The organism is Pseudoclavibacter sp. 8L (assembly GCF_902506465.1).
In the GTDB taxonomy this organism is placed as follows: Bacteria; Actinomycetota; Actinomycetes; order Actinomycetales; family Microbacteriaceae; genus Pseudoclavibacter.
On sequence record NZ_LR733185.1, the window covers coordinates 1,075,084 to 1,088,286 of the forward strand.

Genomic DNA, 13,203 nt, shown 5'->3' on the forward strand with positions numbered 1-13,203 from the left:
GACGGCCCTAACGTTGGCCTCATGAGTGACGACACGCGCGCGCCTCGCCAGCCCTTCGATGACGGCCCGCAGCCGGAGGCCGGCGGAGGGACGGGCGAGCCCCGAGAGCTTTCAGACGCCCAGGACCAGCTGGAGGCCGCGCTCGCGCGCAGCCGAGGCATCGGCGAAGACGGGGACGTGCGCTCTGGCGATGTGCTCGCGGGGGACGACCTCGCGTTCGACGGACGGGCTGAGGCACCGACCGATCCGGCACTCGCCCCGCAGGACGACGTCGCGGTCGCCTTCTCCGACCCGCTGGCGGCAGACGGCGCGCCGCCTGCCGAGGCCGCAGACCCCAACGCCACGGTGGGCCTGGACCGCGAGGAGCTGGCAGCTGTGCTCGGTTACCAGCCGGATCGGGATGCAACCGAGCTGTCTGCCGAGGAGTCCCACGCCGTCCCAGAGCAGATGGATGGTGACGCCGCCTCGTCTCCGGATCTCGAGGAAGGGGCCTCGGTGCGGTCGGAGGCCGCCGAGCCAGGCGACGTCCGCTCCGATAGCAGTGAGCACCTCGTCGACACCTACGATTCCGTCCCTGTCGTGGACCGAGTGGACGCCGAGGAGGATGACGCGGCAGAATTCCCGGTGACGGAGCCGGTCCCTGCCCAGGAGCTCGCTGCCGATGCCATCGGCGCCGAATCCGTTGCCGCGATCACGGTGGACGCTGCCGGTTCGGCAACCGCCCCCGAGGACGAGCTCGACGCTCCCCGCAGGACCTTGGAGATCGACCGCACCGCGGCTCGCGTCGCAGCGGTGAGCGCCGCTGCCCCGGTCGCTTCAGCAGCGCTGGACGGCAAGCGGGCAGCGGCCACGGAGACTGAAACGGAGACCGACAGTGCCGCGAAGGCGGAGGTCGTCGTCACGGAGACGGTGACCGAGCAGCTTGCCGACGACGGGGAGACGGTCGAAGCCGTCACCGTCACGGAGCGGGTCGATGTCCTCGAGAGCGCGTCGGTCACGGACCCAGTTGTGCCCGTGGTGGACGCAGAGGCTCCAGAGGGGCTCGCTGAGGCGGACGGAGACCCGGGGGCAGAGGTCTCCTCGAATGACGCAGAGGATGACGCCACGCGCCCATCTGAGCGCCTCGACGACTCAGACGACGACGAGCGCGCCGCTGGAGCCGTCGCAACGTCGCCGTCGACGGATGACGCGACTTTCGCCCCGCTGCGTCTCTCCGCCCCTACTGACAGTGACGACCTCGCGCCCGTGAAGCCCAAGAAGCGCGGGAACCGGATGTTCGCCGTGTTCGTCGCGCTGGTCGCGGCTGTGGTGTTCGCCGCCCTGTACCTCCTCGCCTTCGCTCTGCTCCGGACGGCGTTCAATGCCGGCCTCGACCCGATCGGCGAGGCCTCGGAGTTCGCCATAACGGCGGCCTTCACGGTGCCGGTGACGGTCTTCGCCGCTTTCGGAGTCATCTGGGCGCTCATCGTGAATCGGGCTGGCTGGTGGGCTTACGTGCTCGGGGGCTTCCTCGCGGCCGCGCTTGTCGTCCTCGGCTACTACTTCGGCGCCGCACTGCAGCAGCACCTCGCGGATGGGCTCCCGCTCTCGAGCATCCGGATCGACGAGGTGATCGCGAAGTTCGGCGCCTCCGAGCACCTGCTCACGGCGCTCGTCGCGGCCATCGCGGCCCGTGAGGCCTTCACCTGGGTCGGTGGCATCGCGGCGGCACGCGGACGACGGGTGTCCCGTGCGAACCGCAGGGCCAAGCTCAGCTATGAGAAGCGCATGGCAGAGCGCGCGGCCGAGACCGCCGAGGCGAACGGAGCGGCAGAGTGAGTGAAGGAACCCAGCTGCGACGACTGACGTTGCCGAGCGAGGAGTTCCCCGCCTTCCCAACGGTGTCCCTCGACGTGCCTGCCGGCTGGGAGCCGCTCCAGTGGGCGGGGTCCGTGCTCGGCGCGCGTCACCTCGTGGCGACCAATGGATTCAACCCGAACGTGCTCGTCACGATCGAGCGGTGGCCGGGAACGATCTCGCCAGAGGATGCGCTCACCGTGCTCCGGCAGCGCATCACACAGGGGGGTGGCAAGGAGCGCTCCGCGGAGACGCTCGACCAGCCCCAGCTCTCCCACTACGTCGAGTCCACGCAGCGCGACCCGAGGCTCGGCGGACTCGAAGTGCGCTCGAAGATGGTCATCCTGCACCGTGGGCCCGTCACGGAGATCGTGACGGCGGTCGGGACGAGCACCGCGGGACAATCGGCGCACATCGGCAAGGACATCGCGCGCATCGTCCGCGGCCTGCAGGTCGAGGTCGCGTCCTGAGGAAGGCGGCCGCGAGGTCATGATCGAACGCTTCGACGCCGAGCTGCCGCCTGATCCTGGCTCCTCGTGGGGGAGGGCCGCGACGTGGGGTGCGGTGAGCGGCCTCGTGTTCGCCTCGCTGGTGATCGCCACGTGGGGATTCGTCTCCCTCGGCCTCGATCGGGATGTCATCGAGCTGCCTGGCGTCGGTGTCCTCGTGGCCCCACTGGCCGTCGCGGCCGCGACCGTCGTGGTCGGGCTCTCCGCGGCTTTCGCCCTCCGGAGGAGGTTCCTCGGCAAGCCGGGTTCGCTGTGGGTGTCACTTCCCGGTGGCTTGCTGGCCTGGCTCTCGTTCGCGATCATGGCCGGCATCGCGGTCTCGAGCTCCCGGCCGGAGCCGGGGGAGTCGGATGCGCTCTCCGCCCTTCCGGGACAGGTCGCCGTGGGCCTCTCCACGAGTCCGTTCGGGATCGCGATCGTGCCACTCGCGATCATCGTGATCGTCGCCGTGCTCCTCTCGACCGCGCGTCCGTCTGGACGCGATCGGGGTGTGGCTTGACCCTGCAAAACTGACGGGGTAGGATTTTTCGGTGCGCGCGCCCTGTCGCGCCCAAAACCGTGCGAACGTTGAAACTGCGTAAAACCGCAGCTCGACGCGCAACTGTAAGCAACGCCAGTCGCCTCGACTGCCACCGCTTCACCAACCAGCGATACCAGAGATTTTGTACCGCCGGTCGGTTATCAAGAGGCAAACAGTGCCTCGTAGGCACAGGAATCGTGCTTACCACGATCACGCAGTACAAAACCAAGGAGATTATTCGTGCCAACAATTCAGCAGTTGGTCCGCAAGGGCCGCCGCCCCAAGGCGTCGGCGTCCAAGACGCCAGCCCTGAAGGCCAACCCTCAGCAGCGCGGGGTTTGCACCCGCGTCTACACGACGACGCCTAAGAAGCCGAACTCGGCGCTCCGCAAGGTTGCCCGTGTCAAGCTGTCGAACGGCACCGAGGTGACCGCCTACATCCCAGGTGAGGGCCACAACCTCCAGGAGCACTCGATGGTGCTCGTCCGTGGCGGCCGTGTGAAGGACCTCCCGGGTGTGCGGTACAAGATCGTCCGCGGTGCACTTGACACCCAGGCAGTGAAGAACCGCAAGCAGGCTCGCAGCCGTTACGGCGCGAAGATGGAGAAGAAGTAATGCCACGCAAGGGTCCAGCCCCCAAGCGCCCCGTGGTCGCCGACCCCGTGTACGGCGCCCCCATCGTCAGCCAGCTCGTCAACAAGATTCTTCTTGATGGCAAGAAGGGCCTCGCCGAGCGCATCGTCTACGACGCACTCGAGGGTGTCGCTGCCAAGTCCGAGCTCGACGCAGTCGCGACCCTCAAGAAGGCGCTCGACAACGTGCGCCCCACGCTCGAGGTTCGCTCGCGCCGCGTCGGTGGCTCGACCTACCAGGTCCCGGTCGAGGTCAAGCCTCACCGCGCCAACACGCTCGCTCTCCGCTGGCTCACGAGCTACGCGAAGAACCGTCGCGAGAAGTCGATGACCGAGCGCCTCACGAACGAGATCCTCGACGCATCCAACGGCCTCGGCGCCGCGGTGAAGCGCCGTGAAGACACGCACAAGATGGCCGAGTCGAACAAGGCCTTCGCGCACTACCGCTGGTAATCCAGCAGCTGGTAGCCCTCACCACTCTCGCTTCAATCCTTTCGGAGGACACCCGTGGCACAGGACGTGCTTACTGACCTGAACAAGGTCCGCAACATCGGCATCATGGCGCACATCGATGCTGGCAAGACGACAACCACCGAGCGCATCCTGTTCTACACCGGTGTCAACCACAAGCTCGGCGAGACGCATGATGGCGCCTCGACGACGGACTGGATGGAGCAGGAGCAGGAGCGTGGCATCACGATCACCTCCGCTGCTGTGACGTCGTTCTGGAAGAAGAACCAGATCAACATCATCGACACGCCTGGTCACGTCGACTTCACCGTCGAGGTGGAGCGTTCGCTCCGCGTCCTCGACGGTGCTGTCGCCGTGTTCGACGGCAAGGAGGGCGTTGAGCCCCAGTCGGAGACCGTCTGGCGTCAGGCTGACAAGTACGACGTTCCGCGAATCTGCTTCGTCAACAAGATGGACAAGCTCGGCGCTGACTTCTACTTCACGGTCGACACGATCGTCAACCGCCTCGGCGCGAAGCCGCTCGTCATCCAGCTCCCCATCGGCGCTGAGAACGACTTCATCGGCGTCGTCGACCTGGTCGAGATGAACGCCAAGGTCTGGCCGAGCGACTCCAAGGGTGACACCACCCTGGGTGCCGCCTACGAGACCCAGGAGATCCCGGAAGACCTCAAGGAGCGCGCGGAAGAGTACCGCACGAAGCTTCTCGAGGCCGTCGCCGAGACCGACGACGCGCTCATGGAGCGCTTCTTCGCCGGCGAGGAGATCTCGATTCCTGAGATCAAGGCAGCCATCCGCAAGCTCACCGTCACGAGCGAGATGTACCCGGTGCTCTGCGGCTCCGCGTTCAAGAACCGCGGCGTCCAGCCGATGCTCGATGCCGTCGTCGACTACCTCCCGTCGCCGCTCGACGTTCCTGCCGTCATCGGCATGAACCCGCGCGACGAGTCGGAGGAGCTCACGCGTCGTCCGAGCGCCGACGAGCCCTTCGCGGCCCTCGCGTTCAAGATCGCGGTGCACCCGTTCTTCGGTCGCCTCATCTACACGCGCGTCTACTCGGGACACGTCCCGTCCGGCGCGCAGGTCGTGAACTCCTCGAAGGGCAAGAAGGAGCGCATCGGGAAGATCTTCCAGATGCACGCCAACAAGGAGAACCCGGTCGAGTCGATGACCGCTGGACACATCTACGCCGTCATCGGCCTCAAGGACACCATGACCGGTGACACCCTGAGCGACCCGGACAAGCAGATCGTCCTCGAGTCGATGACCTTCCCGGACCCCGTCATCGAGGTCGCGATCGAGCCGAAGACCAAGGCCGACCAGGAGAAGCTGGGAACGGCTATCCAGAAGCTGGCCGAGGAAGACCCGACGTTCCGCGTCATGCTCGACCAGGAGACCGGTCAGACGGTCATCAAGGGCATGGGCGAGCTCCACCTCGACATCCTCGTCGACCGCATGAAGCGCGAGTTCAAGGTCGAGGCGAACGTGGGCAAGCCCCAGGTCGCCTACCGCGAGACGCTCACGAAGGTCGTCGAGAAGTTCGACTACACCCACAAGAAGCAGACGGGTGGCTCCGGCCAGTTCGCCAAGATCCAGATCAAGCTCGAGCCGCTTGAGATGGATGCGGAGAAGACCTACGAGTTCGTGAACGCCGTCACCGGTGGTCGCGTGCCTCGTGAGTACATCCCATCCGTGGATGCTGGCATCCAGGACGCCATGCAGGTCGGCGTCCTCGCCGGCTACCCGATGGTCGGCGTCAAGGCGTCGCTCCTCGATGGTGCTGCGCACGACGTCGACTCCTCGGAGATGGCGTTCAAGATCGCGGGCTCGATCGCGTTCAAGGAAGCAGCCCCCAAGGCCGGTCCCGTCATCCTCGAGCCGCTCATGTCGGTCGAGGTCCGTACTCCTGAGGAGTACATGGGCGACGTGATCGGCGACCTGAACTCCCGCCGCGGCCAGATCCAGTCGATGGAAGATGCCAGTGGCGTGAAGGTAGTGCGTGCACTCGTACCGCTGTCGGAGATGTTCGGATACATCGGTGACCTGCGCAGCAAGACCTCTGGTCGCGCCGTGTACTCGATGACGTTCGAAACCTACTCCGAGGTCCCCAAGGCCGTTGCCGAGGAGATCATCCAGAAGAACCGGGGCGAATAAGCCTCTACCGGCTCGGGTGACGCAGCGCGTCGCCCGAGCGGGTAACATTCATCACTGAAAACCCGGAAGTCCTTCTGCATCATTGGCGGATGGACACCAACGACGTCCTAGGAGGACCACAGTGGCCAAGGCCAAGTTCGAGCGGACCAAGCCGCACGTAAACATCGGAACGATCGGTCACGTCGACCACGGCAAGACCACGCTCACCGCAGCGATCTCGAAGGTGCTTGCTGACAAGTACCCTTCGGCGACCAACGTGCAGCGTGACTTCGCGTCGATCGACTCCGCTCCGGAAGAGCGTCAGCGCGGTATCACGATCAACATCTCCCACGTCGAGTACGAGACGCCCAAGCGTCACTACGCTCACGTCGATGCTCCGGGTCACGCCGACTACATCAAGAACATGATCACGGGCGCTGCGCAGATGGATGGCGCAATCCTCGTGGTCGCCGCAACCGACGGCCCCATGGCTCAGACGCGTGAGCACGTGCTGCTCGCGAAGCAGGTCGGCGTGCCGTACCTGGTCGTCGCGCTGAACAAGGCCGACATGGTTGACGACGAGGAGATCCTGGAGCTCGTCGAGCTCGAGGTTCGCGAGCTCCTCTCGAGCCAGGACTACCCCGGCGACGACGCTCCTGTCGTCCAGGTCTCCGGCCTCAAGGCGCTTGAGGGCGACGAGGCTTGGGCCGAGAAGATCGTCGAGCTCATGCAGGCTGTCGACGACAACGTGCCGGAGCCCGTCCGCGACAAGGACAAGCCGTTCCTCATGCCCGTCGAGGACGTCTTCACGATCACCGGTCGTGGAACCGTCGTCACGGGTCGCGCCGAGCGTGGCACGCTCGCCATCAACTCGGACGTCGAGATCGTCGGACTCCGTCCGACCGTCAAGACGACCGTCACGGGTATCGAGATGTTCCACAAGCAGCTCGACGAGGCGTGGGCCGGTGAGAACTGTGGTCTGCTCCTTCGTGGCACCAAGCGTGAGGACGTCGAGCGCGGTCAGGTCATCGTCGCTCCCGGTTCCGTTACGCCGCACACGAACTTCGAGGGAACTGCATACATCCTCTCGAAGGACGAGGGTGGACGTCACAACCCGTTCTTCACGAACTACCGCCCGCAGTTCTACTTCCGCACCACGGACGTGACCGGCGTCATCACCCTGCCCGAGGGCAAGGAAATGATCATGCCTGGTGACACCACGGACATGACGGTCGAGCTCATCCAGCCGATCGCCATGGAAGAGGGCCTCGGCTTCGCAATCCGTGAGGGTGGCCGCACGGTCGGCGCCGGCACGGTGACGAAGATCAACAAGTAAGCTTCCAGCTCACTTCGCAGTGGGGTCGGACCTTCGGGTCCGGCCCCATTTCGTGTTTTCATCCGTTTTCACGGAGTCGAGATGCGAGCTACACTCGTCTCTCGTGTGCCGGGTCGAAGCCTGCCCCTTCCCTGGCGCTGATCGGTCACCTCCGCATCCCCAGCCGAGGGCCATCCATCGCCTCAGTGCAGTCAGGGAGCACGACGTATGTCCGTACGCGCAGAACGCCCGACGAGCGTGCCAGCTCGACCGGAGCCGAATCGCTACCGCTCGGACATCCAGGGCCTTCGGGCGATCGCCTCGCTCCTCGTCGCGTCGTTCCACATGTGGTTCGGCACGGTCTCTGGCGGTGTCGACCTCTTCTTCGTCCTCGGTGGCTTCCTGCTTGCGACGACGCTGGTCGGCGAGCTCGAGCGACGGGGGAGCATCCGCGCCTGGCAGTACGTCAAGCGCACGGCCACTCGGCTGTTCCCGATGGCCGGACTCGTGCTGCTCGTCGTCTCGGTCGTGCTGCTGCTCACGGCGCCGGCGCTGTCGTTCCAGCGGAACGTCACCGACGTCTTCGCCGCCGCAACCTACTGGGAGAACTGGCGCCTCGCGGGGGATGCGACTGACTACATTGCGGCGGGACACGACAAGTCGGCCGTCCAGCACTTCTGGGCGATGTCCGTCCAAGGGCAGTCGACGCTCCTGCTGCTCGGATTCGTCCTGCTGCTCGGCCTCATCGCGAAGGTGGGGCGCTGGCCGGTCCGCCGAGTCGCCACCGTGGGCTTCGTGCTCCTCACCGCAGCATCGTTCGCCTACGCGCTGAACGGCGTCGCCGTCGACCCCGTTCCGACCTACTACAGCACGTGGGCGCGGCTCTGGGAGTTCGGCATCGGCGCCATCGCGGCGCTGGTCATCACGCGCATCCATCTTCCCAAGGCCGTGCGCGCTGTGATCGGCAGCGTCGGGCTCCTCCTGGTCCTCACCGCCGGGCTGCTGCCGAGCGAGTGGCCGTACCCGGGACTCATCGCGCTCTACCCGGTCGGTGGCGCGCTGCTCGTTCTCATCGCAGGTGCCTCGGGCGCCCCCACGGGAGGCAACCGGCTGCTCACCTGGAAGCCACTCGTCTGGCTCGGTGGGTTCTCCTACGGCCTCTACCTCTGGAGCTGGCCGATCCTCAAGCTCTTCGTGGATCTCTTCCCGGAGCGTGCGGAGCCGGTCTCCTTCTTCGATGGCGTGATCCTGCTCGCAGTCTCCATAGCGGTCGCCTGGGTGACGTCCCGCCTGCTGAAGATGGTCGGTCGGGTGAGGAACCCGGTCGCGCAGGTCGACGCCTCCGCCCCGAAGTGGAAGCCGAACCCGAGGCTCATCACCTCGGTGACCGTGCCGCTCGTCGCGCTGGTCGCCTTTGCCGGAGTCCAGATCGCTCCGCAGGTCCACGAAGAGGCCATCGAGGCCATCGAGCTCGCACCGGCAGTGGACAACCTCGACGAGCTCTCCGCAGTGGTCGCGGAGGCGGCAGCCCAGCCGACCGTGCCGGATGGAAGCCTCATCACGGGTGCCGAGGCACGCAGCGAGGAGTGGGAGCTCGACGACTGCGTCTCGGTCGCCTCCGAGGACGCACTGGATCGCTGTGCCTACGGAAGCTCTGATGCTGAACGCGAGGTGTGGCTCGTCGGGGATTCGCAGGCCGTGACCTGGGCTCCTGGTTTCCGGGAGGCGCTCGGGGAGGACACCCGCCTGCAGCTCATGGGCCTCTCGATGTGTCCGTTCACCTCCGGCGCGGCGCTCGACAGCATCGACCACTACCGCGAGACCTGCGAGGGGCACAACGAGTGGGTTGTCGACCTCGCGGCCGAGCGCCTTCCCGATCTCGTGGTGATCTCCTACGGTGCCTGGTGGGTCGGCGAGGGATACGAGCACCTCAGCGATGACATCGGCGTGGACCTCGGGCGGGGCTCGAGCGACTACGTCCGCGAACTGACCGAGCTCGGCGTCGATGTCGTCTGGCTCGACTCGGTCCCTCCCACGCAGGACCTGGACGAGTGCATGGAGGCGTCGACGCCGGCGCAGGCTGCCGGCTCCTGCGAGACACCGTTCGGCGCGGAGCGTCAGCTGCGCGCCAACCAGCTCGCAGAGATCATGGGGGAGTCGGGCGCGACGGTCGTCCCGACGGCCTCCTGGTTCTGCGACGGAGTGCTCGGCGTCTGCCCGAGCGTCGTCGCCGGGATGCCGGTGCACAGCGACCCGACCCACATCGGGCGGCAGTACTCGCTCTACCTCTCGAAGGTCATCGGCGACCGCGTTCTCGCGCCGGAGGGGTTCTGACCCGCGGATTCGAAATCCGCGACACGCCCGGGTTGCAAGAACAGGCCTCGCCGGTCTAAACTCGGTGAGTTCAGTATTTCGGGGCACGGCGCTAGTCGTGTGTTCGAATCACTGCCCGGAGTGTGCATAAGCGCCCCGCGTCGCAAGACGCCTGGTGTGCAGCTTAGGCCGCCGGCAGCAGAGCAAAGCTCCGGCCAAAGGACGACACCTCACCGAGGTCGAATCCGGAAGGCCGTCCATCAGCTTGAGTACACTCCTGTGCTCCGAGCAGGTGAACTTGACAGAAAAACAGTGGTGCGAATCCCGGCGTGAAGACGCCACGGGGTTGCATGCGAAGCCGCAATGGCGGCACGTCATTGAGAGAGAGAGTCAACCATGGCGGGACAGAAGATCCGCATTCGACTGAAGTCGTATGACCACGAGGTCATCGACAGCTCGGCGCGCAAGATCGTCGACACCGTAACCCGTGCTGGCGCCTCCGTCATCGGTCCGGTGCCCCTGCCTACCGAGAAGAACGTGATCGCTGTGATCCGTAGCCCTCACAAGTACAAGGACAGCCGCGAGCACTTCGAGATGCGCACCCACAAGCGTCTGATCGACATTGTCGACCCGACGCCGAAGGCCGTCGACTCGCTCATGCGCCTCGACCTTCCGGCCGATGTCAACATCGAGATCAAGCTCTAGGGAAACACATGTCTACCGCTACCAAGACGTTCAAGGGTCTGCTGGGCACGAAGCTCGGCATGACCCAGGTCTGGGACGCTGAAAACCGTCTCGTCCCCGTCACGGTCATCCAGGTGAGCACCAACGTCGTCACCGAGATCATGACCGTCGAAAAGAACGGCTACGAAGCCGTTCAGATCGCCGCAGGCGCGATCGACCCCCGCAAGGTGAACAAGCCGGCAGCCGGCAAGTTCGCAGCAGCGGGCGTCACGCCTCGCCGCCACATCACCGAGCTCCGCACCGCTGATGCAGCCTCGTACACGATCGGTCAGGAGCTCGGCGCAGACACGTTCGAACCCGGCACCAAGATCGACGTCGTCGGCACCAGCAAGGGCAAGGGCTTCGCCGGTGTCATGAAGCGTCACAACTTCTCCGGTGTCGGCGCATCTCACGGTGCGCACAAGAACCACCGTCGCCCCGGCTCCATCGGTGCCTCCGCGACCCCCAGCCGTGTCTTCAAGGGCACGCGCATGGCTGGCCGGATGGGTGGCGACCGCGTCACCGTCCAGAACCTCACGGTTCACGCAGCCGACGCCGAGAAGGGCATCCTCCTCGTCAAGGGTGCTGTCCCCGGCCCCAAGGGTCGTCTCGTTTTCGTTCGCAACGCAGTGAAGGGGGCCTAGTTTCCTATGGCAACCAAGATTGACGTCACCGACGCAGCCGGCAAGAAGTCCGGCTCGGTCGAACTGCCTGCCGCCATCTTCGACGCGCAGACCAACGTCCCGCTGATCCACCAGGTCGTCGTCGCACAGCGTGCGGCTGCTCGTCAGGGCACGCACAAGACGAAGAACCGTGGAGAGGTTTCCGGCTCCGGTCGCAAGCCGTTCAAGCAGAAGGGCACCGGCCGCGCCCGTCAGGGTTCGGTCCGCATGCCGCAGCACAAGGGTGGTGGCATCGTCCACGGACCGACGCCGCGTGACTACTCGCAGCGCACCCCCAAGAAGATGATTGCAGCCGCCCTCATCGGCGCACTGAGCGACCGCGCACGCGGTGGCCACCTGCACATCGTCGACTCCCTCGTCACGGGCGAGAAGGCCTCGACCAAGGTCGCAGCCGCAGCAATCGCGAAGGTCGCGGCAGGACGCAACATCCTCGTCGTCCTCGACCGCAGCGACGAGCTCAGCCTCCTGAGCGTCCGCAACCTGCAGGCACTTCACGTGCTCTTCGTGGACCAGCTCAACGCCTACGACGTCCTCGTCTCGGACGACATCCTCTTCACGAAGGCTGCTTACGACGCGTTCGTCGAGAGCAAGACCAGCAAGGAGCAGGGCGCATGAGCGCAAACAACAAGGACCCGCGCGACATCATCTTCGCGCCGGTGATCTCCGAGAAGAGCTACAGCCTGATCGACCAGGGCAAGTACACCTTCGAGGTCGACCCCCGTTCGAACAAGACCGAGATCAAGCTCGCTATCGAGCAGATCTTCGACGTCAAGGTCGACAAGGTCAACACCTTGAACCGCACGGGCAAGACGCGCCGCACCCGCTTCGGGCTCGGCAAGCGCAAGGACACCAAGCGCGCCATCGTCTCGCTCAAGTCCGGCACCATCGACATCTTCTCGAACGCCGGTTAATCGAGAGCACAGAGGACGAATTCACATGGCTATTCGCAATTACAAGCCCACGACGCCAGGTCGTCGTGGAGCCTCGGTGTCCGAGTTCACCGAGATCACGCGCTCGACTCCCGAAAAGTCGCTGCTCCGCCCCCTCACCAAGTCGGGTGGACGCAACAACCAGGGACGCATCACGACCCGTCACATCGGTGGTGGCCACAAGCGCCAGTACCGCGTCATCGACTTCCGTCGTAACGACAAGGACGGCGTGAACGCCAAGGTCGCTCACATCGAGTACGACCCCAACCGCACCGCTCGTATCGCGCTGCTGCACTTCTTCGACGGATCCAAGCGCTACATCCTGGCTCCCAACAAGCTCAAGCAGGGCGACATCATCGAGTCGGGCGCTGGCGCCGACATCAAGCCGGGTAACAACCTCCCGCTTCGCAACATCCCGACCGGTACGGTCATCCACGCCATCGAGCTCCGCCCAGGCGGCGGCGCGAAGCTGGCGCGCTCGGCCGGAGCCTCCGTTCGCCTCGTTGCGAAGGACGGCCCCTACGCCCAGCTGCGTCTGCCGAGCGGCGAGGTCCGCAACGTCGACGTGCGCTGCCGCGCGACGATCGGCGAGGTCGGCAACGCCGAGCAGTCGAACATCAACCTGGGCAAGGCCGGCCGCAAGCGCTGGCTCGGCGTTCGCCCGACGGTCCGTGGTGTCGTCATGAACCCGGTCGACCACCCGCACGGTGGTGGTGAGGGCCGCACATCCGGTGGACGTCACCCGGTGAGCCCCTGGGGTAAGCCAGAAGGCCGCACCCGTCGCCCCAACAAGGAGAGCGACAAGCTCATCGTCCGCCGTCGCCCTGCCGGCAAGAAGCGTAAGTAGGAGATCAGAAGATGCCTCGCAGTCTCAAGAAGGGCCCCTTCGTCGACGAACACCTCTTCCAGAAGGTGGTCAAGCAGAACGAAGCTGGCTCGAAGAACGTCATCAAGACCTGGTCGCGCCGATCGATGATCGTGCCGGACATGCTCGGCCACACCATCGCCGTGCACGACGGTCGCAAGCACATCCCCGTGTTTGTCACCGAAACCATGGTCGGCCACAAGCTCGGCGAGTTTGCACCGACCCGCACCTTCCGTGGACACGAGAAGGACGACAAGAAGGGTCGTCGCCGCTAACG

At 65.5% G+C, this 13,203-nt stretch carries 14 protein-coding genes; all 14 read left to right on the forward strand.

The window, feature by feature from the left end; translation table 11 throughout:
- Positions 1-21 precede the first annotated feature (21 nt).
- The 14 genes from GV007_RS05035 to rpsS all read left to right on the forward strand — a co-directional run bounded on the left by GV007_RS05035 (position 22) and on the right by rpsS (position 13,201).
- Positions 22-1,818, forward strand: coding sequence for a hypothetical protein (locus GV007_RS05035; RefSeq protein WP_160071255.1), 1,797 nt, complete (start codon positions 22-24; stop codon positions 1,816-1,818).
- Positions 1,815-2,306 (forward strand): hypothetical protein, encoded by a 492-nt coding sequence (locus GV007_RS05040; RefSeq protein WP_160071256.1) that lies wholly within the window; start codon positions 1,815-1,817, stop codon positions 2,304-2,306. Before GV007_RS05035 ends, GV007_RS05040 begins: the two co-directional genes overlap by 4 nt.
- Positions 2,307-2,325: 19 nt before the next feature.
- Positions 2,326-2,844, forward strand: a complete 519-nt coding sequence (locus GV007_RS05045; RefSeq protein ID WP_160071257.1) for a hypothetical protein — start codon at positions 2,326-2,328, stop codon at positions 2,842-2,844.
- 261 nt (positions 2,845-3,105) lie between these two features.
- A complete protein-coding gene (gene rpsL / locus GV007_RS05050; protein ID WP_068479306.1) occupies positions 3,106-3,480 on the forward strand; it encodes a 30S ribosomal protein S12 in 375 nt (124 codons plus the stop codon).
- Complete coding sequence (gene rpsG, locus GV007_RS05055) at positions 3,480-3,950, forward strand: 30S ribosomal protein S7 (RefSeq protein ID WP_068479304.1); 471 nt, start codon at positions 3,480-3,482, stop codon at positions 3,948-3,950. The genes rpsL and rpsG overlap by 1 nt, the downstream gene beginning before the upstream one ends.
- A gap of 54 nt (positions 3,951-4,004) precedes the next feature.
- Positions 4,005-6,119 carry an elongation factor G gene (fusA, locus tag GV007_RS05060; RefSeq protein ID WP_160071258.1) on the forward strand — a complete coding sequence of 705 codons (2,115 nt, stop codon included), beginning with the start codon at positions 4,005-4,007 and terminating at the stop codon, positions 6,117-6,119.
- A 121-nt stretch (positions 6,120-6,240) separates the two neighbouring features.
- Complete coding sequence (gene tuf / locus GV007_RS05065) at positions 6,241-7,434, forward strand: elongation factor Tu (protein ID WP_104242686.1); 1,194 nt, start codon at positions 6,241-6,243, stop codon at positions 7,432-7,434.
- A 207-nt stretch (positions 7,435-7,641) separates the two neighbouring features.
- The gene (locus GV007_RS05070) at positions 7,642-9,747 is read left to right on the forward strand and encodes an acyltransferase family protein (protein ID WP_160071259.1); all 2,106 of its coding nucleotides are present in this window, start codon (positions 7,642-7,644) and stop codon (positions 9,745-9,747) included.
- A gap of 375 nt (positions 9,748-10,122) precedes the next feature.
- Positions 10,123-10,431 (forward strand): 30S ribosomal protein S10, encoded by a 309-nt coding sequence (gene rpsJ, locus GV007_RS05075; protein ID WP_068479296.1) that lies wholly within the window; start codon positions 10,123-10,125, stop codon positions 10,429-10,431.
- An 8-nt stretch (positions 10,432-10,439) separates the two neighbouring features.
- Positions 10,440-11,093 (forward strand): 50S ribosomal protein L3, encoded by a 654-nt coding sequence (gene rplC / locus GV007_RS05080; protein ID WP_104242682.1) that lies wholly within the window; start codon positions 10,440-10,442, stop codon positions 11,091-11,093.
- Positions 11,094-11,099: 6 nt separating this feature from the next.
- Positions 11,100-11,747 carry a 50S ribosomal protein L4 gene (gene rplD / locus GV007_RS05085; RefSeq protein ID WP_104307186.1) on the forward strand — a complete coding sequence of 216 codons (648 nt, stop codon included), beginning with the start codon at positions 11,100-11,102 and terminating at the stop codon, positions 11,745-11,747.
- On the forward strand, positions 11,744-12,043 hold the full coding sequence (gene rplW, locus GV007_RS05090; RefSeq protein WP_068479290.1) for a 50S ribosomal protein L23: 300 nt from the start codon (positions 11,744-11,746) through the stop codon (positions 12,041-12,043). Before rplD ends, rplW begins: the two co-directional genes overlap by 4 nt.
- A 25-nt stretch (positions 12,044-12,068) precedes the next feature.
- Positions 12,069-12,908: a 50S ribosomal protein L2 gene (gene rplB / locus GV007_RS05095; RefSeq protein WP_160071260.1), complete on the forward strand. Its 840-nt coding sequence runs from the start codon at positions 12,069-12,071 to the stop codon at positions 12,906-12,908.
- 11 nt (positions 12,909-12,919) lie between these two features.
- Positions 12,920-13,201, forward strand: coding sequence for a 30S ribosomal protein S19 (gene rpsS, locus GV007_RS05100; RefSeq protein ID WP_068479286.1), 282 nt, complete (start codon positions 12,920-12,922; stop codon positions 13,199-13,201).
- Positions 13,202-13,203 lie beyond the last annotated feature (2 nt).

Bases quoted from the DNA above. Each gene is read 5' to 3' on its own strand.
- GV007_RS05035 (WP_160071255.1), top strand. From the start codon at position 22: ATGAGTGACGACACGCGCGCGCCTCGCCAGCCCTTCGATGACGGCCCG.
- GV007_RS05045 (WP_160071257.1), top strand. From the start codon at position 2,326: ATGATCGAACGCTTCGACGCCGAGCTGCCGCCTGATCCTGGCTCCTCG.
- rpsG (WP_068479304.1), top strand. From the start codon at position 3,480: ATGCCACGCAAGGGTCCAGCCCCCAAGCGCCCCGTGGTCGCCGACCCC.
- GV007_RS05070 (WP_160071259.1), top strand. From the start codon at position 7,642: ATGTCCGTACGCGCAGAACGCCCGACGAGCGTGCCAGCTCGACCGGAG.
- rpsJ (WP_068479296.1), top strand. From the start codon at position 10,123: ATGGCGGGACAGAAGATCCGCATTCGACTGAAGTCGTATGACCACGAG.
- rplC (WP_104242682.1), top strand. From the start codon at position 10,440: ATGTCTACCGCTACCAAGACGTTCAAGGGTCTGCTGGGCACGAAGCTC.
- rplD (WP_104307186.1), top strand. From the start codon at position 11,100: ATGGCAACCAAGATTGACGTCACCGACGCAGCCGGCAAGAAGTCCGGC.
- rplW (WP_068479290.1), top strand. From the start codon at position 11,744: ATGAGCGCAAACAACAAGGACCCGCGCGACATCATCTTCGCGCCGGTG.
- rplB (WP_160071260.1), top strand. From the start codon at position 12,069: ATGGCTATTCGCAATTACAAGCCCACGACGCCAGGTCGTCGTGGAGCC.
- rpsS (WP_068479286.1), top strand. From the start codon at position 12,920: ATGCCTCGCAGTCTCAAGAAGGGCCCCTTCGTCGACGAACACCTCTTC.